Origin of the sequence: Streptomyces sp. L7, assembly GCF_050990935.1 — a bacterium.
Lineage (GTDB): Bacteria > Actinomycetota > Actinomycetes > Actinomycetales > Microbacteriaceae > Leifsonia.
In genome coordinates, this window is the sequence record NZ_CP194644.1 from 1,667,284 (window position 1) to 1,689,377 (window position 22,094).

Genomic DNA, 22,094 nt, shown 5'->3' on the forward strand with positions numbered 1-22,094 from the left:
CCGCGTGGTGCGGCCGCCTGCGTGCGGCCCGCCGCGGCGCGGGCGGTGGAGCGCTCAGTCACGTCCGGCCGGCCCCCGCCATCCCGTCACCGGGAGGTCGAACTTGTGCACGAGCCGGTCGGTGAACGGCCCGAGGTGCAGGCGCGCGAGCCGCACCGGAATGGGCGAGCGGCGCACCACGACGCGGGAGCCGCGCGGCAGGTCGAACTGCCGCCGGCCGTCGCACCAGAGGATGCCCTCCCCGCCCGCGCGGTCGAGGAGCTCGATCGCGAGCGACGAGTCGGCGTCGACCACGAGCGGCCGCGAGAACAGGGCGTGCGCACTGAGCGGCACGAGCAGCAGTGCGGCGACGCCGGGCCAGACCACGGGTCCGCCGGCCGAGAACGAGTAGGCGGTGGACCCGGTCGGGGTCGACATCACGACGCCGTCGCAGCCGAAGCTCGACATCGGCCGCCCGTCGACCTCGATGACGACCTCGAGCATGCGCTCCCGGCTCGCCTTCTCCACTGTCGCCTCGTTGAGCGCCCAGCTCTCGTAGACGACCTCCTTGCCGACCTTGACCCGGGCGGAGAGCGTCATGCGCTCCTCCACCTCGTAGTCCTTCGCGAGCCCGCGGGCTACGGCGATCTCCAGGTCGTCGCGCTCGCTCTCGGCGAGGAAGCCCACGTGCCCGAGGTTGACGCCGAGCAGCGGCGCCGTGCACCCCGGACCAGCTCGGCCGCACGCAGGATGGTTCCGTCCCCGCCGAGCACGATCACCAGCTCGAGGTCGCTCGCCTGCACCTCGTCGCCGAGCACCGCGACCGCGTCGAGGTCGGGCGCGGCGGCGAGCAGATCGCGGCGCTCGTCCTCGCTGAGCACCGGCACGACGCCCGCGGAGAGGAGCTGACGGCACACCTGCACGCCGGCATCGAGCGAGTCCTGACGGCCGGTGTGCGCGACGACGAGAATGTATCGCTGCGCGTCACCCGATGCCGCCACGTCGCCTCCCTGTGCCTTCTCGCCCGTTCTGCGTCCGCCCGGTTCCGGGCCGTCCCACCATTCTGTCGGTTTTCGGTCGGGGATGCGCCCGGGAAGCGGAGATTGTGGAGAACGTTCAGTCAGGGCGAGAGGTGGAGGAGAAGCTCGCGCGACGCCGACGGATCGGGCGCGTCGCCGCGGAACCAGGCGAGGAACTCATGGTTGCCGTGGGTGCCGGCGATCGGTGAGGCGATCACGCCGGCCGTGCCGAGCCCGACGTCGTGTGCAGCCCAGAGCACGCGCTCGACCGCGTCCAGCCGCAGCCCCGGGTCGGTCACGATCCCTTCGCGGACCCCCTGCCTGCCCACCTCGAACTGCGGCTTGATCAGCAGGACGAAGTCGGCGTCGTCGGTCGCGACCGACCGCAGCGCCGGGAGGACGTGGGTCAGCGAGATGAACGACAGGTCGGCGACGACCAACTCCGGCGCGATCCCGTCGCCCACCAGCGCGGCGAACCCGGTGGCGTCCAGCGACCGCACATTCACGCGCTCGAACGAGCGCAGCCGTTCAGCGCCGGCGAGCCGTGCGTCGAGCTGGCCATGCCCGACGTCCACCGCGACGACCAGCTTCGCGCCGCGCTCCAGCAGCACCTGGCTGAAACCGCCCGTCGAGGCGCCGGCGTCCAGAGCGACGCGCCCGGCGACGGGGACCTCGAAGGCGTCGAGCGCCGCGATCAGCTTGTGGGCCCCGCGGCTCACGTAGTGGTCGGCTCCGGCGACGACGAGCTCCTGACCGTCGGCCACCTTGGCAGAAGCGCGCAGCACAGGTCTGCCGTCGACGGTCACCAGGCCGTCGGCGATCAGGGACGCCGCGCGCGTGCGCGACGAGGCGAGACCACGGGTGACCAGGGCGACGTCGAGACGCTCAGTTCCCGCCACGCCGATCGCTGCCCTCCAGCCGGGCCTGCAACGACTCGTGCAGCTGAGCGTAGGCCCCGGCGCGCTCGGCGAGCGGCTGCCCCTCGATCACCTCGAGGCGTGCGACGAGGGCGTCGCCGTCGTCTGCTGGGAAGTCGGGCATGCGGTCACACTACACAGTTTCAGGACGACGCGGGCGCCGACTCGACGAGGGCCGCCCGGCGGCGTCGCAGCACGGCCGCAATGGTCACGACCTGGATCACGAGGACGGTCGTCTCCGCTGCGAGCTGTCCGCCGAGGGCTCCCGTCCCGCCGCCGAACATGCTCCCGAGGAAGATGAGCGGGACGCCGACCACCGCCCCGCCCAACGCCGACCGCGCGATGGCGTCCACCCGGCCGAGCGTGACGAGCAGTACACCTCCGGATGCCATCGAGGTGCAGATCACCCAGATCGACGCACCGCCGATCACCGCGGCGGCGGCCGGGATGTGCACGGTTCCGGAGAACACGACGTCCGCGGCGAGCGGACTGCCGAGCGCGAAGGCTGCACCGAAGACGACGCCGAGCACCGAGGCGAGGAACGCCATTCGGCGGGCGCGCTCCAGCCGGGCGGCAGGATCGACGACCGTGCCCACCCAGCCCTTCATGAGACTGTTCTGAGCGAAGAGCACCTGTTGGGTCATCCGCTGCAGACGGTCCACGGTCGCGAACAGCAGTGTCGAGTGCGGCGAGCCGAGCGTCGCCACCGTGACTCCCAACGAGATGTACACGCTGGAGAACACGTTGGCGGCGAGCGCGTGCCCCTGCATCCCGATGATCCGGATGCACCGTCGGAATCCGACGGCGACGAAGTCCCCCGCCCGCACGCCGAGCACGGCGGCGCCCGAGACACTCGCGAACAGCGACGCGACCACCAGTGCGCAGGAATACCAGAGCAGGGAGCCGCCCAGCGAGATCGCCAGCGCAGCGCCGAGGATGAGCAGAGCACGGGGCAGCACCTCGGTGAGCAGGAAGAGACGGGGTCTCATGATCCCGATGAAGATCCACCCACCGGCGAACATCCCCAGGACCGCGCCGATGGCCACCAGCGCGGATTCCGCTCCGAAGCCGGGCGAGAGGAGGACCGTCAGCGCGCACGCGACGAGGAGGACCGGCACTGAGACCATCGCCTTCGTCACGATGGACAGTGCAAAAGCCCGCGCCCGATTGCGCTCCGACTGCCGTGCCGCGCGCTGTGTGCCCGACAGCCCCCAGCCCAGCTCGACGATGACTCCCCCGGCGCCCCCTACAGACTGACCGATGGCGACGGCCGCCCATGCGGCACCGCTGTGAACCGCTGTGATAGCGGGCAGTGCCAGAAGAGGCGAGACGGCATTCAGAAGCGGCACCGCGAGATAGCCGGACAGGAGCCGGGCGAACGACATGGCGCGATTCACGAAGGATCCTTCCTCGGCGGCGACGAGGCGCCCGATGATTGAAATACGGGTCTGATATTGTTCTGTGAGATGGTGACAGGTTAGATCATAGAACCACGACCACCAGCCGCATCCTTGGAGCCGACCCTGACGATGAGCGACACCCCTGCGCTTGACCCACTGCCCTCCGCCACGGTGATCCTGAGCCTGCGCGATGTCGGCGAAGGCGCAGAGAGCCTGGCCGGGCGAATCCGCCGTCTCGCCCGGGTGGAGGGTGTCGATGTCCTGGTCGTCGACGACGGATCGACCGACGGAAGCGCCGAACGACTCGAGCAGAGCCTCCGCACTGCGAACGGCGTCGCGTACGTGCGCCACACCGACAATGCGGGAGTCGCCGCACGTCGCAATGAGGCGCTGGCGCGCGCGTCCGGGGAGTACGTCTGGTTCGTCGACCATGACGACGACTGGAGCGAGAGCGGGCTCGCCGCGCTGCGTGCACACGCGGCGGGTGTCGACGTCGTCGTCGGCCGTGCCGACTTCCGATGGGGGCCGGACGCCCTCGATCGTCGTCGCATCGACGGCGCCGAGGTCGCTGCTCCCCGCGAAGTCGACGCGCGCGCGGCGGCCACGCTCCTGCTCGACGGCACGATCCACGGCTTCCTCTGGTCGAAGCTGTTCCGCCGTGCGTCGCTCGGCGTCGATCCGTTCCCGCGGATCGTGTCGCAGAGCGACATCGTGGGCGTCGCAGGAGCGATCGCCCGCGCTCAGCGTGCCCGGCTCATCCCGGAGACCGTCTACACGTACATCCGCCAACCCGGTTCGATAACCCGGCGCCGCAGACCCGATCTCGGGGCGCTCGAACGTGCCCATGACGACGTGCTCGCCCTGCTGGCCGACGCCCTGACCCCCGCGCTCCGGGACCTCTTCACCGCTCGGTTCCTCTGTCTGGCCGCCGTGAAGACCGCGGTGCGCTGGAACGCCGACAGGGCTGCCGTCGACGAGGCTCTCCTGCTCGCGCGCAGACGCGCACGAGGACTGTCGATCCAGTCGATCGCCCGACGATCACCCGGTCTCGCCGGGTCCGTACTGCTCCTGCGCACCGTGCCGGCGCTGCTGCCGCTCGCGCTGAGATCGGCGCTCGCAGTCCTGGATCTCGGCCGCCGAGTCCGCCGTCCGCAGCGACGAGAGGAGCACGACGTATGAACGACGAGGCCATCACTGTGATCATCACGGCACGCGACGCGGAACGGACGATCGCGACCGCGATCCGCAGCATCCTGTGGTCGCTTCCCCGGACCGGTCGGGTTCTGGTCCGGTCGGACGGCAGTGTCGACAGGACGAAATCCGCCGCCCGCACGGTCGCCGATCACCGCGTCGAGGTGCTCGAGGACGAGACCGGGCTCGGCATCGCGCGCTCGTGCAATCTCCTCCTCGATCGGGTGCGGACCCCGCTCGTCTCCCGGATGGACGCCGACGACATCTCGTTGCCGGGGCGATTCGCAGCGCAGCTGCGACGGCTCCGGCGCGGAGTCGACTTCAGCTTCACGACGGGGGTCGAGTGGCGCGAAGGGACGGCAATCGTGCGACCGCAGAAACCGTACGCGATCTCACCCGCTTCAGCGCCATTCATCCTGCTGCTGACGAATCCGTTCATGCAGCCGACCATGCTGGCCAGGACCGACATGGTCCGCTCGCTCGCCGGGTGGCGAAGCGACATCGCCAGCGAAGACTTCGACCTGTATCTGCGAGCCGCCACCGCCGGCTACAGCATCGAACGCCTCCGTGTGCCGCGGATGATCTATCGTCGCACCGCCACGCAGACCACGGCCCAGCCGTCCTGGTGGCAGGCGCGCTCCGCGAATCCGCTCGTGCGGGAGTCGTTCGACGCGCTGGCCGACCACTGCCTCGGGTTCGTCCCGCGGTGGTTCGAATGGCGGCGCGCCGGTTTCCCACCCGACCAGACACCCAGCGGCGTCGTCGATGACATCCGGAGGTTCGCAGCGACCGTCGGCGTGCTCCGGCCCTCCGAGCGGAACCCGCTCCTGCGGCGCCTGAACCGGATGAGCCGGATCGCGGAATCCTCCGCTGCCGCGCCGAGCGCCGCGCGATGAAGCTCGTGAAGCCGACGGTCGTCCAGCTCCGGGTGCACGACACCGGCTACCCGAGGAACGTCCGGGTCCGGGAGCAGCTCGAAGCGAGCGGATTCAGGGTGCGGGTCTCCGCCCGGCGCGACGGCGGGCCGAAAGCGCTGCGGCTGGTAGCCGACGCGGTGACGATCTGGCGCGCCACCCGGGGTGCCGACGCCGCTATCCTCTCCGAATTCTCGCTGCCTTTCGTGCCTGTCGCACGACTGGCGACCCGGCTGCGCGGAATCCCGCTCATCGTCGACGGTTTCGTGCGGAAGTACGAGACGGCGATCGAGGACTGGGGGTACGCCTCCGAGCGATCACTGCGTGCTCGCCTCCTCCGGATGGTCGATGCGCTGTCGGTGCGGTGGGCCGACCTGTACCTCATCGACACCGAGGTGCGCGCGGAGTCCATCCGCGCCGCGCACGGGACGACCACGCCGGTGCTCGGCCTCCCCGTCGGAGCGCCGGTGTGGATCCGGCCGCGCCCGCCCCGGGAACCGGACGGCGCGCTGCGAATCCTCTACTTCGGCGGCAACATCCCGCTGCACGGCCTCCCCTTCGCGCTGGAGGCGCTGGAGGGCACGGATCCCCGGATCACCCTGGACCTGGTCTCCTACGGACCGCGGGAACTGGTACGGGAGGTGATCGAACGCGCAGGAATCGCGGATCGTTGCGTCTTCCACGACACGATGAGCCATCGGGAACTGCTCGAGCGCATCTTCGACGCCGACGTGGTCCTCGGCATCTTCGGAGACTCCACGAAGGCCCGTACCGTCGTCGCGAACAAGGTCTGGCAAGGTCTGGCCGCCGGGCGCATCGTCGTCACGCGCCGCACGCCGGCCGTCGAGGAACTCGTCCCCATCGCGGGCGACACTCTGGTCCTCGCCGACGATCGGGCGGAACTCACCGCGGCTTACGAGCGCTTGCGAGCGGCGCCGCCTCGCGCCGACCCCGCGATCGCCGACCGCCTCGAGAGTTTCGTCACTCAGAGATTCTGCGCGCTGACCGAATGGCTCGAGGAGACACTCTCTACTCGACGAACACCCCGCTGAGCGTCTTCTTCCCCCGCCGCAGCACGACCATCCCACCCGGCAGCAGGTGGTCGCCCACCGCAGATTCCGCGTCCTCGACCTTCGCGTTGTTCACGTACACCCCGCCCTGCGCGACCGCGCGCCGGGCCTCGCCGAGGCTCTTGGTGAGCCCGGTGTCGACCAGGGCCTGGGCGATCGTGGTGGACGCCGCCGTCGTCGTGTTGGGGAGCTCGCGGAGGGCCGACTCCAGCGTGCCGCGGTCCTGACCGGCCAGGTCGCCCTGGCCGAAGAGGGCCTCGGACGCCGCGATGACGGCCTCCGTCGCGTCCGCGCCGTGGATGAGCGCCGTCACCTCGTAGGCGAGCCGACGCTGGGCCTCGCGGCGGAACGGCTCCTCGGCGACCGCGCGCTCCAGGCGCTCGATCTCGGCGCGGTGGAGGAAGGTGAAGACCTTGAGACGGTCGATCACGTCGGCGTCGTCGGCGTTGAGCCAGAACTGGTAGATCGCGTAGGGGCTCGTGAAGCCCGGGTCGAGCCAGATCGCGTTGCCCTCGCTCTTGCCGAACTTGGTGCCGTCGCTGTTCGTGATGAGCGGTGTGCCGATCGCGTGGGCGTGCACGCCCTCCACCTTGCGGATGAGGTCGGTGCCGCTGGTCAGGTTGCCCCACTGGTCGCTGCCGCCGGTCTGCAGCACGCAGCCGTACTGGCGGTAGAGCTCCAGGAAGTCCATGCCCTGCAGGATCTGGTAGCTGAACTCGGTGTAGGAGATGCCCTCGTCGGAGTTGAGACGCGCCGCGACGGCGTCCTTCTTGAGCATCGTGCCGACGCGGAAGTGCTTGCCGATCTCGCGCAGGAAGTCGATCGCCGAGAGCGGCGCCGTCCAGTCGAGGTTGTTGACCAGGCGGACGGCGTTCTCACCCTCCGACGAGAGGAAGCGGGTGACCTGCTGCTCGAGGTAGCCGACCCACTCGGAGACGGTCTCCTTGGTGTTCAGCGTGCGCTCGGCGGTGGGCCGCGGGTCGCCGATGAGGCCGGTCGAACCGCCGACCAGGCCGAGCGGCTTGTGCCCGGCGAGCTGGAGCCGGCGCATGGTCAGGAGTTGCACCAGGTTGCCGAGGTGCAGGCTCGGCGCTGTCGGGTCGAAGCCGCAGTAGAAGGTGATGGGGTCGCCGGCCAGGAGCTCCTTGAGCGCGGACTCGTCTGTGGAGACGTGGACGAGTCCGCGCCACGTCAGCTCGTCCCAGACGTCGTCGAACGACGGGTCGTTGGTCTGCGCGCTGAGCCTCGGCTCTGCGCTGCTGCGGTCTGCTGCGGCGGCGGTTTCTGGCACTCCCACAGAGTAGCAGCGGCGGTCATTCCGACCTGTCGAGTGATCAGGTCCACAGGCCTGATTGGGGTTGAATCAGGTCTCCTGACCTGATAGTGTCTGGATCAGGTCCACAGGCCTGATGTATCGCCCGCCTCACCCGTTCCGGAGCGCACCTCGAGGAGGTCCCCATGTTCGTCGTCACCGCCGACCAGGTCGACAGCCGCGGCCGCCCCGACATCGTCGCGCCGGCTCTCGCGGCGCTGAACGAGCGCCACGGCGAGCGGCTCGCGCTGCCCGCCGACCGGAACGCCGGTGACGAGCTCCAGGCGCTGACCGCGGACGCCGGCACAGCCTTCGACATCGTCACCACCCTCGCGCGCGGCGACGCCTGGAGCGTCGGCCTGGGCATCGGCGAGGTCCGCACGCCCCTCCCCGAGGCGACGCGCGAGGCCAGCGGCGCCGCGTTCGTCGCCGCCCGCAGCGCGGTCACCCGCGCCAAGCGCACCCCGCTGAGGTTCGCCGCGGAGGCGGTCGCCGCGCCGGAGTCCGCCGCCGACGTCGAGGCGCTCGTCGGCCTCCTCCTGACCCTGCGAGCGGCGCGCAGCGAGGCCGGCTGGGAGCTCTACGACCTCGTCGCCGCCGGCCTGACACAGGCGGAGGCCGGCTCCCGGCTCGGCATCACCCCGCAATCGGCGAACGACCGTGCCCGCGCCGCCGGCCTGCGCGCCGACCTCGCGGCCCAGCCGGCCCTGGTTAGGCTGTTGAGGACCGCCGACGCAGCCCAGCAGTCGGCCGAACGACCGGAGGATGGATGACGCCCCTGCCCGTGCCGCAGCTTCTCGCCACCGTCCTGCCTGTCGTGCTGTGGGCGCTCGCGCTGATCAGCGCCATCGCGGCCGTGTGCTGCATGATCGCCACACTCCGCACACCGCGCCGGCCGCTGGTCTACACCGCTGCCGGTCTGCTCGGGCTCGCGTTCCTCCTCGTCGCACTCCCGCAGCACGGTGCCCCCGTCGTCTTCCGGGTGCTCATCGGCCTCGTCGCGCTCGCGCTGAGCGTCGTCGGCGGCGGACCGGCGGCGCAGCTCACCCTCGCGCTCGCGACGCGGAGCACCTCCGTGCCCGGCGTCCACGGCGGCATCGTCGTGCACGACCGGGTCAGCGGGGTGGAGGAGACGCGCGAAGTGCTCCGCGGCGGCATGACCATCGGCTACCTCGAGCGGTTCGCCACCACCGGCTCGATCATGGCCGGCTTCCCGGAGGCGCTCGGCGTGCTCATCGCGATCAAGGGCGTCGGCAGGTTCACCGAGCTGGAGGCCCCGGAGGCGCGCGAGCGCTTCATCATCGGAACCCTCGTGAGTCTGATCTGGGCGTGCGTCTGCGCCGGCCTCTTCCGCTTCGCCGCCGCCTGACAGCAGCCATCGCTTCCTCACTTCCTCCCGCTCACACCCGGCGTGTCGCGGGAGAAACTGAGGAAGAGATAGCTGCTCAGTGGGACTTGGGGTGGCGCTTGTAGGGGCTGACGGTGGGGTCGCCGGGGATCCAGTAACGCCAGGGGAAGGTCAGGCTGCCGCCGGCGCCGGAGACGCCGGTGCGCGGGCCGGTCTCATAGGGCGGCTGCTCGGTCGGCAGCAGGAGGTCGAACGGGGACGCGAAGAGGTCGGAGCCGTTCTCGGACAGCAGGATGCCCGCCGCCACCACGAGCCGCGCGGGGCCCCGCGCCAGGTCGCGCGCGGTGACGGCCCGGCCGGTCGGACCGCCGCGCCGGCGCGCCGCCAGCTCGGCGCCCTCCACGACCTCACCCGCCCGCAACAGCACTGCCGACGACTCCCCCTCGGGCGAGCACACCGCGTTCGCGCACACGTGCATCCCGTAGGTGAAGTATGTGTACAGGTGGCCGGGGCCGCCGTACATCACCGCGTTCCTCTTGGTGCGGCCCCGGAAGGAGTGCGAGCCGGGGTCGACACCGTCGCCGACGTAGGCCTCCACCTCGCTGATCCGGATGCCGACGACGCCCTCCGCCGTCTCGTGACGGAGCACGGCGCCGAGCAGCTTCGGAGCGACCTCCAGCGCCGACGCGGTGAACACGTCGCGCCCGGGCCGGTAGAGCGTCATGCGGGCCGGCTCAGAAGATCCGGCCGCCGGCGACGACGGCCACGATCAGGCCGATCACGATCACGGCGACCGCCACGACGACGATCAGCGGGATGAGCCAGCCCGGCCGCTTGCCGGCCATCAGCCGAGGTCCCGCCGCGTCGCGACGAGGGTGCGGGTCAGGGCGCGGACGCGTTCGGTCAGGGCGGCGAGCTGGTCGGCGACCCGGTCGGGAGCGGTCCCGCCGGCCCCGGCCCGGCTCGCGACCGAGCCCTCCACCGTGAGCACCGAGCGCACCTCCGGCGTCAGCAGCGGCGAGACGGCGGCGAGCTGCTCGTCGGTCAGGTCGCTCAGCTCCAGGCCGTCGTCCTCCGCGAACTTGACCAGGCTTCCGGTGATCTCGTGCGCGTTCCGGAACGGGACGTGCTGGGTGACCAGCCACTCGGCGACATCCGTCGCGAGGGAGAAGCCCTGCGGCGCGAGCTCCGCCATCCGGTCGGTGTGGAAGCGCAGCGTCGCGACCATACCGGTGAACGCGGGGAGGACGACCTCCAGCGTCTGCACCGAGTCGAAGACCGGCTCCTTGTCCTCCTGGAGGTCGCGGTTGTACGCCAGCGGGAGGCCCTTGAGGGTGGTCAGCAGGCCGGTCAGGTTGCCGATGAGACGCCCCGCCTTGCCGCGCGCGAGCTCGGCGATGTCCGGATTCTTCTTCTGCGGCATGATCGAGGACCCAGTGGAGTAGGAGTCGTCGAGCGTCACGAAGCCGAACTCGCGCGTGTTCCAGAGGATGATCTCCTCCGCGAAGCGCGACAGGTCGACGCCGATCTGCGCCGCGACGAAGGCGAACTCGGCGACGACGTCGCGCGCGGCGGTGCCGTCGATGGAGTTCTCCGAGCTGACCGCGAAACCGAGCTCCCGGGCGACCAGCAGCGGGTCGAGCCCGAGCGTGGAGCCGGCGAGCGCGCCGGAGCCGTACGGCGACACGTTCGCACGCCGGTCCCAGTCCGCGAGCCGCTCCAGGTCGCGCACCAGCGGCCAGCAGTGCGCGAGCAGGTGGTGGGCGAGCAGCACGGGCTGGGCGTGCTGCAGGTGGGTGCGGCCGGGCATGATCGCGGTGGGATGGGCGTCCGCCTGGGCCGCGATCGCGTCGATGAGCGCGATCAGGCGCTCGGCGATGATGCCGGCGTGGTCGCGCAGGTAGAGGCGCACCAGCGTCGCGATCTGGTCGTTGCGGCTGCGGCCGGCCCGCAGCTTGCCGCCGAGCTCGGCTCCCGCCCGCTCGATCAGGCCGCGCTCCAGGGCGCCGTGGACGTCCTCGTCGCTCTCGGCGGCGGCGAAGGAGCCGGAGATCACGTCGGCCTCCAGCACGTCGAGGGCGCCGATCATCCCGGCCAGCTCGACGTCGTCGAGGTAGCCCGCCGCCGCGAGGGCGCGGGCGTGCGCGCGCGAGCCGGCGATGTCGTAGGACGCGAGCGCCCAGTCGAAGTGGGTGGACTTGCTCAGCGCGGCCAGCTCGGGCGAGGGGCCGCCCGCGAAGCGCGCGCCCCAGAGCTTGCCCTCGTCGGTCTTGCCGACGCCGTCAGCGGTGTCCGCGGTCATGCCGCCCCCTCCTCGTTCTTGGCCAACAGCCAGGCCAGCAGCGCCTTCTGGGCGTGGAGGCGGTTCTCGGCCTCGTCCCAGATCACCGACTGCGGACCGTCGATCACGTCGGCCGTCACCTCCAGGCCGCGGTAGGCGGGGAGGCAGTGCAGGAACACCGCGTCGTCCGCCGCGAGGCCCATCAGCTCGGCGTTCACCGTGTAGTCGCCGAAGACGGCGACCCGCTCGGCCTTCTCGTCCTCCTTGCCCATCGACACCCAGGTGTCGGTGATGACGACGTCGGCGCCGGTGGCGGCCTCCCGGGCGTCGGTGAAGACGGCCACCGAACCGCCGGTGCGCTCGGCGATGGCCGCGGCGTCGGCGACCACGGCGCTGTCCGGCGCGTAGGCGGCCGGAGCCGCGACGCGGACGTGCATGCCCGCAGTCGCGCCGCCGAGCAGGTACGAGTGCGACATGTTGCTGGCGCCGTCGCCGAAGAAGGCGAGCGTCAGGCCCTGGGTGCGGCCCTTGTGCTCGCGGACGGTCTGCAGGTCGGCGAGGATCTGGCAGGGGTGGAACTCGTCCGAGAGCGCGTTGATCACGGGGACCGTCGTGCCCTCCGCCATCTCCTCCAGCCCGGTCTGCGCGAACGTGCGCCAGACGATCGCGGCGACCATGCGCTCCAGCACGCGCGCGGTGTCGGCGAGCGACTCCTTGCCGCCGAGCTGGCTCTCGCCGCTCTGGATGATCAGGGGGCTGCCGCCCAGATCCGCGATCCCGACGGCGAACGAGACGCGCGTGCGGGTCGAGGTCTTGTCGAAGATCACGGCGACCGTCTGCGGGCCGGCGAGCGGCTTCGCGGAGAACCGGTCGGCCTTCAGGCGCGCGGCCAGGGCGAGCACCTCGGCTTGCTCAGCCGGGCTCAGGTCGTCGTCGCGGAGGAAATGACGTGTCATCGGGAGTCCTTGTTCTGCGTCAGGAGGTCGGAAGGTCAGGAGGCGTGCACGGCGTCGAGCGCGCGGCCGAACCGCTCGCGGAACTCCGCGAGCTCGGCGTCGCCGACGATCAGCGGGGGCGCGAGCCGGATGCTCGACTCGTTCGGCGCGTTGATGATGAGACCGTTCGCGAGCGCTGCGTCGGAGAGCCGGTGCGCCTCGCCGTCGGTGAGGCCCACACCGATCAGGAGGCCGGCGCCGCGGATGTCGCCGATCAGCGGCGAGTCGTACGAGCGCAGGATGGCACGCAGCTCCTCCCCGCGCCGGGCGGCGTTGCCGACCAGGTCTGCTCGCTCGATCTCGCCGATCACCGCGTTGCCCGCCGCCGTCGCCAGTGGGTTGCCGCCGAACGTCGAGCCGTGCTGGCCCTGGCTGTACAGCTCGGACGCCCGCCCGAAGGTGATGAGGGCGCCGATCGGCACTCCCCGGCGATACCCTTCGCGACCGTGATCGCGTCCGGCAGGATGTCCGCGTGCTGGTACGCGAACCAGCGGCCGGTCCGGCCGATCCCGGTCTGGATCTCGTCGATGATCAGCAGCGCACCGTGCTGCTCGGTGAGCTCCCTGGCGCGCTGGAGGAAACCCTCGGGGAGGTCGAGCACGCCGGCCTCCCCTTGATCGGCTCCACGAACAGCGCGGCGACGCGGTCGTCGATCGCGGCCTCCAGGGCGTGGATGGTGGAGTCGATGTGCTCGACGCCGCCCGGCAGCGGCTCGAACGCTTCGCGCATCGGCGGCTTGCCCGTGAGCGCCAGCGAGCCCATCGTGCGGCCGTGGAACGCGTTGTGGAGGGCGAGCACGCGCGTGCGCCGCCCGTGCGGTCCCTTGTTGAGCCGCGCCAGCTTGAAGGCCGCCTCATTGGCCTCCGCACCCGAGTTGCCGAACAGGATGCGGCCGTGCTCACCCGCGCCGGTGATCGCGCGCAGGCGCTCCGCGAGCTCAAGCTGCGGCTGCGTGGAGAAGTAGTTGGACACGTGCGCGAGCGTCGCGACCTGGCGGCTCACGGCCTCCACCAGCGCCGGATGCGCGTGGCCCAGCGAGTTGACCGCGATACCCGCGAGGAAGTCCAGGTACTCGTTGCCGTCGACGTCCCAGACCCGGCAGCCCTCGCCGCGGGCGAGCATGAGTTTGGGCGTCGCCAACGTGCGCATCATGGCGTCGCCGTAGCGCGGCTTCCAGCGACCCTGGGTGTTGGCCTCGGTGCCAGGCACGATCTGTGCGGTCATGCGGGCACCACCTCCGTTCCGATTCCGGATTGCGTGAAGACTTCGAGCAGGATGGAGTGCGCCACGCGTCCGTCGATGATCGCGGCCTTGGGAACGCCGCCGTCGACCGCGTCGAGGCACGCCGACATCTTGGGGATCATGCCCGACTCCAGCGACGGGAGCAGCTCACGCAGCTCGGGCGCCGCGATCTTGGACAGCAGCGAGTCGCGGTTCGGCCAGTCGCTGTAGAGCCCGGCGACATCCGTCAGGATGACCAGCTTGGCCGCGCCGAGGGCGACGGCGAGCGCGGCAGCCGCCGCGTCGGCGTTGACGTTGAGCGCCTGGCCGGGGTCGTCGATGTCGGGCGCGATCGAGGAGACCACAGGGATGCGGCCGGCGTCGAGCTGGGCGAGCACGCCCTCCGGGTTGACCCCGATGACGTCGCCGACCAGGCCGAGGTCGACCTCGTCGCCGTCGACCACGGCGCCGCGCTTGCGGCCCTGGAAGAGCCCGGCATCCTCCCCGGAGAGCCCGGCGGCGAGCGGCCCGTGCTGGTTGATGTTGCTCACGATGTCGCGGTTGATCTGGCCGGTCAGCACCATGCGCACGACGTCCATCGCCTCCGGCGTGGTCACCCGGTAGCCGCCGCGGAACTCGCTCTCGATGCCGAGCCGGTCGAGCATCGCCGAGATCTGCGGGCCGCCGCCGTGCACGACCACCGGGCGGAGGCCGGCGTAGCGCAGGTAGACGATGTCTTCGGCGAAAGTGCGCTGGAGGTCGTCGTTCACCATCGCGTTGCCGCCGAACTTCACGACGATGATGCGGTCGTGGAAGGTCTTCAGCCAGGGCAGCGACTCGATGAGGGTCGCTGCCTTGTCCGCCGCGGCGGCGCGTTCGGCGGCCTCCGCCGTGTCGACGTCGTCGGTGTCGGTGTCGGTGTCGGTGTCGGTTTCTGTAGTCATCTCAGCTCGAGTAGGCGCTGTTCTCGTGGACGTAGTCGTGGGTCAGGTCGTTGGTGAGGATGGCCGCCGTCTCGTCGCCCGCGTGGAGGTCGATGAGCACGTGCACGGCACGCGGGGTCAGGTCGACGAGGTCGCGCGGCTGGTCCGGCTCCCCCGCCGTGCACACCTGCACGCCGTTGATGGCGACGTCGATGCCGTACGGGTCGAACTCGGCGTCGGTCGTGCCGACGGCGGCGAGCACGCGGCCCCAGTTGGGGTCGTTGCCGAAGATCGCCGCCTTGAACAGGTTGGAGCGCGACACCGCGCGGCCGACCGTCACGGCGTCGTCCTCGGTGCGGGCGTTCACGACCTCGATCGTCACGTCGTGGGAGGCGCCCTCGGCGTCCTCCTGGAGCTGCCTCGCCAGGCTGCGGCACACCTCGGTGAGCGCGAGCGTGAACTCCGCCGGGTCGGCTGCGACTCCGCTGGCGCCGGAGCCGAGCAGCGCGACGGTGTCGTTGGTCGACATGCAGCCGTCCGAGTCGAGCCGGTCGAACGTGACCCGGGTCGCGGCGCGGAGGGCGGTGTCGAGCTGGGTGGAGTCGAGCACCGCATCGGTGGTGATGACCACGAGCATCGTCGCGAGGCCCGGCGCGAGCATCCCCGCGCCCTTGGCCATGCCGCCGACCGCCCAGCCGGCGACAGAGACCTGCTCGGCCTGCTTCGGGCGGGTGTCCGTGGTCATGATGGCCTCGGCGGCGCCGAGCCCGGAGTCGCCCGCGAGCGCCGTGGCTGCCTGGGCGACGCCCGCGGTCAGCTTGTCGACGTCGAGCTGGTCGCCGATCAGGCCGGTGGAGCAGACCAGCACGTCGCCGGCCGAGACCCCGAGCGCCTCGCCGACGGCCTCCGCCGTCGCGTGCGTGGTCTGGAAGCCCTGAGAGCCGGTGTAGCAGTTGGCGCCGCCGGAGTTGAGGACGATGGCGGAGACCACGCCGTCGGCGATGACCTGCTCGCTCCAGAGGACGGGGTTCGCCTTGCAGCGGTTCGTCGTGAAGACCGCGGCGGCCGCCGTGAGCGGTCCACGGTTCTGGACCAGCGCGAGGTCGCGCTTGCCGCTGGACTTGAGGCCGGCTACGACGCCGGCGGCCGAGAATCCTTTGGCTGTGGTGACGCTCATGGCGCGACTCCGTTCACACTCAGACCGGCGGTCTCGGGGAGCCCGAGAGCGAGGTTCGCGGACTGGATCGCCGCGCCGGCCGTTCCCTTGTACAGATTGTCGATGGCGAGCACGGTCACGACCCGGCCGGCCGCGTGGTCGAGGGCGACCCCGATCAGCACGGTGTTCGAGCCGAGCACGTCCGCGGTGCGCGGGACGCTGCCGGCCGGCAGCACGTGCACGAACGGCTCGTCCGCGTAGGCGGCCTCCCAGGCTTCCTGCACCTGCGCGGCAGTCACCCCCGGCTTCACCCGGGCCGTGGAGGTCGCCAGGATGCCCCGCGACATCGGCACGAGCACCGGAGTGAACGACAGGGTCGGCGCGGTCGCGCCGGCCTTCCGCAGATTCTGCTGGATCTCCGGGATGTGCCGGTGCGTGCCGCCGACTGCGTACGGGTTCGCGGAGCCGAGGATCTCGCTGGCCAAGTACATGGTCTTGAGCGACTTGCCCGCACCGGACGGCCCGACCGCGAGGACGCTCACGATGTCCTCCTCCTCGATCACCCCGGCGTGGATGCCCGGCGCGAGGGCGAGCGACACGGCGCTCGCGTTGCAGCCGGGCGCCGCGATGCGGGTGGCGCCTGCGAGGTTCGCGCGCTGCCTGGCGCCGTCCGCCCCGACGATGAGCTCCGGGACGCCGTACGCCCACGAGCCGTAGTACTCGCCGCCGTAGAACGCCGCCCAATCGGCGGGGTCCTCCAGCCGGTGGTCGGCGCCCGCGTCGACCACGAGCGTGTCGGCGGGGAGGTGCGCGGCCACCTCCCCCGAGCGGCCGTGCGGCAGCGCCAGGAACACGACGTCGTGACCGGCGAGGTTCTCCGGCGTGTTCTCGGTGAGGGTGAGGTGGGCGAGCGAACGCAGGTGCGGCTGGTGCGCGGCGAGCGGGTGACCGGCGTTGTTGTGCGCGGTCACGGTGCGGATCTCGAACCCGGGATGGTCGGCGAGGATGCGCAGCAGCTCGCCACCCGCGTACCCGGAGGCACCGGCGACGGCAACCGAGAAAGTCATGCTTGTTCCTTGATGGGGTGGACGACAGGGGGCCGAGGATCCGGCGACGCCCCTGTCCGACCGCGAAGGGTCGCCCGAGCGCCGCCTAGATTCGGCGGTCGCGCAGGCGTCGGCGCATCGAGGGGGCACCGACGTTAAGCATGCTGCAACCCTACCGCCCGATCCCGGCCCGTCACCAAATCGCCCCCGTCACACAGCGCCCGCGGCAACACGATTCGTGCCGAATGTCGCGTTTGGCGCCGCCAAAGTCCACATTCGTGACGAATGTGCACACCTATTCGCGGAGGTGGGCGCCGAAGAGCTCGTCGGCGCGGGCGGCGCCGGCGAGCTTCGCCTCGCTGGCCTCCGCCGCGGTGAGGGTGCGGTCGTCGGCGCGGAAGCGCAGCGCGAAGGTGAGGCTCTTGTGGCCGGCCGGGAGGCCGGCGCCGCGGTAGTCGTCGACCAGGCGGATGTCCTCCAGGAGCGCGCCGGCTCCCTCCCGCACCGCGTCGAGCAGCTCGCCCGCCGCGACCTCGTCGCGCACGACGAGCGAGAGGTCCTGCGTCGCCGCAGGGAAGCCGGCGATGACGCCCGCGACGATATCGGCGGGGGCCACGTCGATGAGGGCGTCCAGGTCGAGCTCGTAGACGGCCACGACGCGCGGGAGGTCGAGGTCTTCCGCGATGGCGGGCAGCAGCTCTCCGGCGTAGCCGACCGTGACGCGCGTGCCGTCCGCGGCGTGCGCCACGAGCTGGGCCGTGCGTCCCGGGTGGAGCGCCTGGTGGCGGCTCTGCACCGGTTCGACCCGAACACCGACGGCGGTCGCGGTCTGCTGGACCGCGGTGAGCGCGTCGGCGACGCCGACGGCGACCGGAGCCTGGCCCGGCTGCTTCTCGACCGCGTGGCCGACGATCAGGCCGGCGAGGTGGCGCGGCTGCGCGGGGATGCCCGCGTTCAGGCCGGCGAGCACGTCGTCGCCCGGAAGGGCGGCGCCGAGCGGCAGCTCCTCGCTGCCGAGCGGAGCGCCGCTCGGCAGGAACACCGTTCCGAGCTCGTAGATCCGCAGGTCGACCAGACCGCGCGCCAGGTTGCGCTTGGCCACGTCGATCAGGCCTGGTAGCAGCGACGTGCGCAGGTACGGGGCGGTCGCGTCGAGCGCGTTCGCCAGGCGCACCGCGGGCACCGGGCCGGCCTCGGGCGAGCCGAACAGGTCGTTCTGCGCCTCCGAGACGAACGGGAAGGCGAGCACCTCGGTCGCGCCGTTGTCGGCGAGCATCTGGGCGACGGCGCGGCGCAGCTTCTGCGCGCGCGTCAGGCCACGTCCGGGAGGCGCGACAGGCAGCACGGACGGGATGCGGTCGAACCCGACGATGCGGGCGACCTCCTCGGCCAGGTCGGACTTGTCGCGCAGGTCGGGACGCCAGCTCGGCGGCACGACCAGCAGGCCGTCGGCACCTCCGCTGACGGTGCCCCCGATCTCGGCGAGCGCGCCGCGCACCTCGTCATCGGTGAACTCCACGCCGATCAGGTTCGGGATGTAGTCGTTCGGCAGGCGGATCGGCTCGGCCTCCCCCGCCGTGTCGAGCAGCGAGCCGAGCTCGTCCGCGTGACCGCCGGCGAGCTGCTCCAGGAGCTGCACGACGCGCGCCGCCGCCGCGACGGCGACGCGCGGGTCGACGCCGCGCTCGAAACGCTTCGAGGCCTCGCTCGGCAGCTTGTGCCGACGAGCCGTGCGAGCGATGGACACCGGGTCGAAGTTGGCGGCCTCCACCAGGACGTTGCTCGTGCCCGCGCCGATCTCGGTGGACGCGCCGCCCATCACGCCGGCGAGGCCGATCGCGCCGGAGTCGTCGGTGATGAGGAGGTCCTCTTCGTCGAGCGTCCTGGTCTGGTCGTCCAGGGTCACGAGCATCTCGCCCGGGTGGGCGCGGCGCACGACGATGCCGCCGGACAGCTTGTCGAGGTCGTAGCCGTGGATCGGCTGGCCGAGCTCGAGCATCACATAGTTGGTGATGTCCACGATGAGCGAGATCGAGCGGATGCCGGCGAGCTTGAGCCGCGCCACCATCCAGGGCGGGGTCGGCCGGCTGCCGTCGACGTCGCGGACGACGCGCGTCACGAAGACCGTGGCGCCGACGCGCCCGCGGATCGGCGCACGGTCGTCGATGGTCACGCTGAAGCCGTGCGCGTGCGCACCCGCGGAGTGCACGCGCACCGCCTCGGCCGGGTCGCGGAAGGCCGCGCCCGTCGCGTGCGAGTACTCGCGCGCGATGCCGCGGATCGAGAACGCGTAGCCGCGGTCGGGGGTGACGTTGACCTCCACGGCGGTGTCGTCCAGACCGAGCAGCGAGATCGCGTCGGTGCCGACCTCCGGGTCGAGGCCGAGCGTCGACAGCCGCAGGATGCCCTCGTGGTCGTCGCCGAGGCCGAGCTCGCGCGCGGAGGCGATCATGCCGTCCGAGACGTGGCCGTAGGTCTTGCGGGCGGCGATCGGGAACGGGCCGGGCAGCACGGAGCCGGGCAGGGTCACCACGACCTTGTCGCCGAGCAGGAAGTTCCGTGCGCCGCAGACGATGCCGTGGACGGCGTCGCCACCGTCGGCTGCCTTCCGGCCGTCGGGCGCGACGCGGACCTGGCACCAGCGGATGGTCTTGCCGTTGCTCTGCGGCTCCTCCACGAAGTCCAGCACCTGGCCGACGACCACCGGACCGGTGATCTCGAAGGTGTGGACGTCCTCCTCCTCGAGGCCGACGGACACGAGCGCGGCGTGGACCTCCTCGGCCGTGGTGCCGGGCTCCAGGTCGACGTACTCGCCGAGCCAACTCAGGGGGACGCGCATCAGACCACCATTCCGAACTGCTGAGAGAACCGGACATCGCCCTCGGCCATGTCGCGCATGTCTTTGACGTCGTTGCGGAACATCAGCGCCCGCTCGACACCCATCCCGAACGCGAAGCCGGAATACACCTCGGGGTCGATGCCCGCCGAGCGGAGCACGTTCGGGTTCACCATGCCGCAGCCACCCCACTCGATCCAGCGGGCGCCGCCCTTGAACGTGGGGTGCCAGAGGTCGAGCTCGGCGCTCGGCTCGGTGAACGGGAAGTAGTTGGGACGCAGGCGCACGCGGGCGCCCTCGCCGAACAGCGTCTTGGCGAAGTGGTCGAGCGTACCGCGCAGGTGCGCCATCGTCAGGCCCTTGTCGACGGCGATGCCCTCGGTCTGGGTGAACACGGGCAGGTGGGTCGCATCGAACTCGTCGGTGCGGAACACCCGGCCCGGTGCGATCCGGTAGACCGGCAGTTCGTTGCCGAGGAGGGCGCGGAGCTGCACCGGCGAGGTGTGCGTGCGCAGCACGAGGTGCGCGTTCGTCGGCTCGACGAAGAAGGTGTCCTGCATCGCGCGCGCGGGGTGGTCGGCGTCGAAGTTGAGCGCGTCGAAGTTGTACCACTCGCTCTCCAGCTCGGGGCCCTCCGCGACCTCCCAGCCCATTCCGACGAAGATGTCGGCGATGCGCTCCTGCAGGAGGCTGAGCGGGTGGCGGGCGCCGGGCGTCCAGCGGGTCGGGAGGGCGGTGACGTCCACGGCCTCGGCGGCGAGCCGGGCGGCGTCCTCCTCGGCCGCGATCACGGCCTCCTTCGCGGCGAACGCCTGGTTCACACGACCGCGGGCGCCGCCGACGAGCTTGCCGGCCGCGGCCTTCCGATCGCCGGGGAGCGAGCGGATGGCGGCGTTCAGCCGCGCGAGCGGGGACCCCTCCGCGGTGTGGTCGTGGCGGACGGCCTTCAGCGCGTCCGAGGTGCCGGCGGCGTCGATCGCGGCGAGCGCCGCGGCGACGGCCGCGTCGACGGTCGCCTCGGTGATTTCTGTGGTTTCAGACACGGTTCCCCAGTTTAGTCGGTGGACGACGGGGCTACTGCGCCGAGTACACCAGGTATGCGGCCTCCCACAGCCGGTCGGGAGCCGGGACGGTCAGTCCGGCGAGGAGCAGGGTGAGCTGATCGATCAGCTGGTGCCAGCCCGCCGCGAAGTCGGGCGCCGAGCGCAGCCGCCCGGCGCCACTGCGCCTATCCCAAGTCTTGGCATCCTTCACTCCGTCTTGCTCGAGCGACAGCAGCGTGCCGTCGCCGGTCTCCGTGAGGCGGATGCTCACCGCGGCGTCGCCCCAGGTGAAGCGGAGATGCGCGCGATCTTCGAGCTGCAACACCTCCAGGACCTGGACGGCTCCCTCCACGTTCTCGTCGCCGAGCCGCATCACGTCGCCGAGCCGCAGCCGGCGCTCGCGCGCGGGATCGTCGGGCCACTCCACGACCGGCCACAGCCAGCGGCCAACGCGGTCGGGCACGGTGAGGGCGTCCCAGACGTCGTCGACGGGCGCATCGAGGAGGCGCTGGAGCGACACCGCCGAGCGCTCCCCTCCCGCGTCATCGTGGCGGCGACGAGCGACGCCTCCGCGCTGCGGTACTCGCCGAGCGCGGCGTCGAACGCGGCCGGATCGGCGGCCTCGCCGAGGTAGCCGTCGTGCTCCTGCGGCGACGCCTCCGCGCCGAGCTCTCGAGCCAGGTGGGTGAGGACGTCCTGCCAGCCGGCCCCGTACACGGAGGCGGTGACCGCCTGCACGCGCCGGTGGGTCAGCGTGAGGAGGACGCGGCCCTCCCCGCCGGCTGGATGACGGCCTCCAGCTCGGTCGGCGCCTCGACCTGGCCGGCGCCGCGGAAGCGCCAGGTCACCACGAGGCGCCGCTCGGGCTCGCAGGCCAGCACGCGGCCGTCGACCACGGCATCCGCGTCGGGGCCGCCCATCGCGAGACGGAAGCCGTCGGACGTCTGCTCGTAGCGGCCGATCCAGCGGGCCAACCGCTCGGGCTCGGTGAGCGCGGCCCACAGGTCGCCCGCGGTCGCCGGGTACTCCCGCTCGACCGTGACCGAGCGGCGCGGGCCGTCGAGGGCGAGCTCTCCCCACAGGGTCATGAGGCGGCCTTTCCGGTGTGGTGGATGCTCGTGCTGCGAGTGCGGCCGCGCACCAGCTCGGTGCCGAGCGCGTCGAGCCGCTGCTCCCAGAATGCCGCGAGCCCGTCGAACCAGGCGGCTGCCTCCTCCAGCCCGGCGGGCTCCAGCGCGTAGACGCGGCGCTGGCCCTCCACCCGGGACGCCACGACGCCCGCCTCGCGCAGCACCCGCAGGTGCCGGGACGCCGCCGGCTGTGTGATCCCGAACTCGTCGGCTGCGAGCGTCGCGAGCTCGCCGGCCGTGCGCTCGCCGCGCGCGAGCAACTCCACGAAGCGCCGCCGCACGGGGTCGCCCACCGCCTCCAGACCGTCCATGC

General features: G+C 71.6%; 21 protein-coding genes and 2 pseudogenes. 5 read left to right on the plus strand and 18 right to left on the minus strand.

Going from position 1 to position 22,094, the window contains the following annotated elements; genetic code table 11:
* Positions 1 to 54: 54 nt before the first annotated feature.
* From ACR5MH_RS08490 to ACR5MH_RS08505, 4 genes and pseudogenes are all read right to left on the minus strand, one after another.
* Positions 55 to 980: pseudogene (locus ACR5MH_RS08490) on the minus strand (NAD kinase).
* Between the two features lie 119 nt (positions 981 to 1,099).
* The gene (locus ACR5MH_RS08495) at positions 1,100 to 1,903 is read right to left on the minus strand and encodes a TlyA family RNA methyltransferase (RefSeq protein WP_433862624.1); all 804 of its coding nucleotides are present in this window, start codon (positions 1,901 to 1,903) and stop codon (positions 1,100 to 1,102) included.
* On the minus strand, positions 1,884 to 2,039 hold the full coding sequence (locus tag ACR5MH_RS08500; protein WP_431346841.1) for a hypothetical protein: 156 nt from the start codon (positions 2,037 to 2,039) through the stop codon (positions 1,884 to 1,886). Before ACR5MH_RS08500 ends, ACR5MH_RS08495 begins: the two co-directional genes overlap by 20 nt.
* Positions 2,040 to 2,058: 19 nt before the next feature.
* Positions 2,059 to 3,312: a hypothetical protein gene (locus ACR5MH_RS08505; protein ID WP_431346842.1), complete on the minus strand. Its 1,254-nt coding sequence runs from the start codon at positions 3,310 to 3,312 to the stop codon at positions 2,059 to 2,061.
* Between the two features lie 132 nt (positions 3,313 to 3,444).
* Between ACR5MH_RS08505 and ACR5MH_RS08510 the strand changes: the two genes are divergently transcribed.
* From ACR5MH_RS08510 to ACR5MH_RS08520, 3 genes are read left to right on the plus strand one after another with little or no spacing between them, the layout of a single operon-like run.
* A complete protein-coding gene (locus ACR5MH_RS08510; protein ID WP_431346843.1) occupies positions 3,445 to 4,494 on the plus strand; it encodes a glycosyltransferase family 2 protein in 1,050 nt (349 codons plus the stop codon).
* Entirely contained in the window at positions 4,491 to 5,402 is a 912-nt protein-coding gene (locus ACR5MH_RS08515; protein ID WP_431346844.1) for a glycosyltransferase family 2 protein, read from the plus strand. The genes ACR5MH_RS08510 and ACR5MH_RS08515 overlap by 4 nt, the downstream gene beginning before the upstream one ends.
* Entirely contained in the window at positions 5,399 to 6,472 is a 1,074-nt protein-coding gene (locus tag ACR5MH_RS08520; protein ID WP_431346845.1) for a glycosyltransferase, read from the plus strand. The genes ACR5MH_RS08515 and ACR5MH_RS08520 overlap by 4 nt, the downstream gene beginning before the upstream one ends.
* Here the strand turns inward: ACR5MH_RS08520 and tyrS are convergent.
* Positions 6,450 to 7,685, minus strand: a complete 1,236-nt coding sequence (tyrS, locus tag ACR5MH_RS08525) for a tyrosine--tRNA ligase (protein WP_433862625.1) — start codon at positions 7,683 to 7,685, stop codon at positions 6,450 to 6,452. The genes ACR5MH_RS08520 and tyrS overlap by 23 nt on opposite strands.
* 263 nt (positions 7,686 to 7,948) lie before the next feature.
* Here tyrS and ACR5MH_RS08530 point away from each other — a divergent pair, with 263 nt between their 5' ends.
* Together ACR5MH_RS08530 and ACR5MH_RS08535 are read left to right on the plus strand one after the other, a co-directional pair.
* Entirely contained in the window at positions 7,949 to 8,575 is a 627-nt protein-coding gene (locus tag ACR5MH_RS08530; RefSeq protein WP_431346847.1) for a DNA-binding protein, read from the plus strand.
* A complete protein-coding gene (locus ACR5MH_RS08535; protein WP_431346848.1) occupies positions 8,572 to 9,171 on the plus strand; it encodes a hypothetical protein in 600 nt (199 codons plus the stop codon). Before ACR5MH_RS08530 ends, ACR5MH_RS08535 begins: the two co-directional genes overlap by 4 nt.
* A gap of 76 nt (positions 9,172 to 9,247) precedes the next feature.
* On the opposite strand, the gene ACR5MH_RS08540 is transcribed toward ACR5MH_RS08535, so the two are convergent.
* From ACR5MH_RS08540 to ACR5MH_RS08600, 13 genes and pseudogenes are all read right to left on the minus strand, one after another.
* Positions 9,248 to 9,874 (minus strand): DNA-3-methyladenine glycosylase, encoded by a 627-nt coding sequence (locus tag ACR5MH_RS08540; RefSeq protein WP_431346849.1) that lies wholly within the window; start codon positions 9,872 to 9,874, stop codon positions 9,248 to 9,250.
* A 120-nt stretch (positions 9,875 to 9,994) separates the two neighbouring features.
* A complete protein-coding gene (gene argH, locus ACR5MH_RS08545; protein WP_431346850.1) occupies positions 9,995 to 11,452 on the minus strand; it encodes an argininosuccinate lyase in 1,458 nt (485 codons plus the stop codon).
* Positions 11,449 to 12,387, minus strand: a complete 939-nt coding sequence (gene argF / locus ACR5MH_RS08550) for an ornithine carbamoyltransferase (RefSeq protein WP_431346851.1) — start codon at positions 12,385 to 12,387, stop codon at positions 11,449 to 11,451. Before argF ends, argH begins: the two co-directional genes overlap by 4 nt.
* A 35-nt stretch (positions 12,388 to 12,422) precedes the next feature.
* Positions 12,423 to 13,650: pseudogene (locus ACR5MH_RS08555) on the minus strand (acetylornithine transaminase).
* Positions 13,647 to 14,591 (minus strand): acetylglutamate kinase, encoded by a 945-nt coding sequence (gene argB / locus ACR5MH_RS08560; protein ID WP_431346852.1) that lies wholly within the window; start codon positions 14,589 to 14,591, stop codon positions 13,647 to 13,649. Before argB ends, ACR5MH_RS08555 begins: the two are co-directional and overlap by 4 nt.
* 1 nt (position 14,592) lies before the next feature.
* Positions 14,593 to 15,747, minus strand: a complete 1,155-nt coding sequence (gene argJ, locus ACR5MH_RS08565; RefSeq protein WP_431346853.1) for a bifunctional glutamate N-acetyltransferase/amino-acid acetyltransferase ArgJ — start codon at positions 15,745 to 15,747, stop codon at positions 14,593 to 14,595.
* Positions 15,744 to 16,793 carry an N-acetyl-gamma-glutamyl-phosphate reductase gene (argC, locus tag ACR5MH_RS08570; RefSeq protein WP_433862496.1) on the minus strand — a complete coding sequence of 350 codons (1,050 nt, stop codon included), beginning with the start codon at positions 16,791 to 16,793 and terminating at the stop codon, positions 15,744 to 15,746. The genes argJ and argC overlap by 4 nt, the downstream gene beginning before the upstream one ends.
* Before the next feature lie 274 nt (positions 16,794 to 17,067).
* Positions 17,068 to 19,611 carry a phenylalanine--tRNA ligase subunit beta gene (gene pheT, locus ACR5MH_RS08575; protein WP_431346854.1) on the minus strand — a complete coding sequence of 848 codons (2,544 nt, stop codon included), beginning with the start codon at positions 19,609 to 19,611 and terminating at the stop codon, positions 17,068 to 17,070.
* A complete protein-coding gene (pheS, locus tag ACR5MH_RS08580; protein WP_431346855.1) occupies positions 19,611 to 20,651 on the minus strand; it encodes a phenylalanine--tRNA ligase subunit alpha in 1,041 nt (346 codons plus the stop codon). The genes pheT and pheS overlap by 1 nt, the downstream gene beginning before the upstream one ends.
* Before the next feature lie 31 nt (positions 20,652 to 20,682).
* Entirely contained in the window at positions 20,683 to 21,114 is a 432-nt protein-coding gene (locus ACR5MH_RS08585; RefSeq protein WP_433862497.1) for an SRPBCC domain-containing protein, read from the minus strand.
* Positions 21,024 to 21,389, minus strand: a complete 366-nt coding sequence (locus tag ACR5MH_RS08590; protein WP_433862498.1) for a hypothetical protein — start codon at positions 21,387 to 21,389, stop codon at positions 21,024 to 21,026. The genes ACR5MH_RS08585 and ACR5MH_RS08590 overlap by 91 nt, the downstream gene beginning before the upstream one ends.
* Before the next feature lie 11 nt (positions 21,390 to 21,400).
* Positions 21,401 to 21,739, minus strand: a complete 339-nt coding sequence (locus tag ACR5MH_RS08595; protein ID WP_431346857.1) for an SRPBCC family protein — start codon at positions 21,737 to 21,739, stop codon at positions 21,401 to 21,403.
* Positions 21,736 to 22,092: an ArsR/SmtB family transcription factor gene (locus ACR5MH_RS08600; protein WP_431346858.1), complete on the minus strand. Its 357-nt coding sequence runs from the start codon at positions 22,090 to 22,092 to the stop codon at positions 21,736 to 21,738. The genes ACR5MH_RS08595 and ACR5MH_RS08600 overlap by 4 nt, the downstream gene beginning before the upstream one ends.
* Positions 22,093 to 22,094 lie beyond the last annotated feature (2 nt).

Coding starts and splice junctions, on each gene's coding strand:
- ACR5MH_RS08595 (WP_431346857.1), bottom strand. CDS start 21,739: ATGACCCTGTGGGGAGAGCTCGCCCTCGACGGCCCGCGCCGCTCGGTC.
- pheT (WP_431346854.1), bottom strand. CDS start 19,611: ATGCGCGTCCCCCTGAGTTGGCTCGGCGAGTACGTCGACCTGGAGCCC.
- ACR5MH_RS08540 (WP_431346849.1), bottom strand. CDS start 9,874: ATGACGCTCTACCGGCCCGGGCGCGACGTGTTCACCGCGTCGGCGCTG.
- argF (WP_431346851.1), bottom strand. CDS start 12,387: ATGACACGTCATTTCCTCCGCGACGACGACCTGAGCCCGGCTGAGCAA.
- ACR5MH_RS08600 (WP_431346858.1), bottom strand. CDS start 22,092: ATGGACGGTCTGGAGGCGGTGGGCGACCCCGTGCGGCGGCGCTTCGTG.
- argH (WP_431346850.1), bottom strand. CDS start 11,452: ATGACCGCGGACACCGCTGACGGCGTCGGCAAGACCGACGAGGGCAAG.
- ACR5MH_RS08510 (WP_431346843.1), top strand. CDS start 3,445: ATGAGCGACACCCCTGCGCTTGACCCACTGCCCTCCGCCACGGTGATC.
- ACR5MH_RS08530 (WP_431346847.1), top strand. CDS start 7,949: ATGTTCGTCGTCACCGCCGACCAGGTCGACAGCCGCGGCCGCCCCGAC.
- ACR5MH_RS08515 (WP_431346844.1), top strand. CDS start 4,491: ATGAACGACGAGGCCATCACTGTGATCATCACGGCACGCGACGCGGAA.
- argB (WP_431346852.1), bottom strand. CDS start 14,591: ATGACTACAGAAACCGACACCGACACCGACACCGACACCGACGACGTC.
- argC (WP_433862496.1), bottom strand. CDS start 16,793: ATGACTTTCTCGGTTGCCGTCGCCGGTGCCTCCGGGTACGCGGGTGGC.
- ACR5MH_RS08520 (WP_431346845.1), top strand. CDS start 5,399: ATGAAGCTCGTGAAGCCGACGGTCGTCCAGCTCCGGGTGCACGACACC.
- argJ (WP_431346853.1), bottom strand. CDS start 15,747: ATGAGCGTCACCACAGCCAAAGGATTCTCGGCCGCCGGCGTCGTAGCC.
- ACR5MH_RS08535 (WP_431346848.1), top strand. CDS start 8,572: ATGACGCCCCTGCCCGTGCCGCAGCTTCTCGCCACCGTCCTGCCTGTC.
- ACR5MH_RS08500 (WP_431346841.1), bottom strand. CDS start 2,039: ATGCCCGACTTCCCAGCAGACGACGGCGACGCCCTCGTCGCACGCCTC.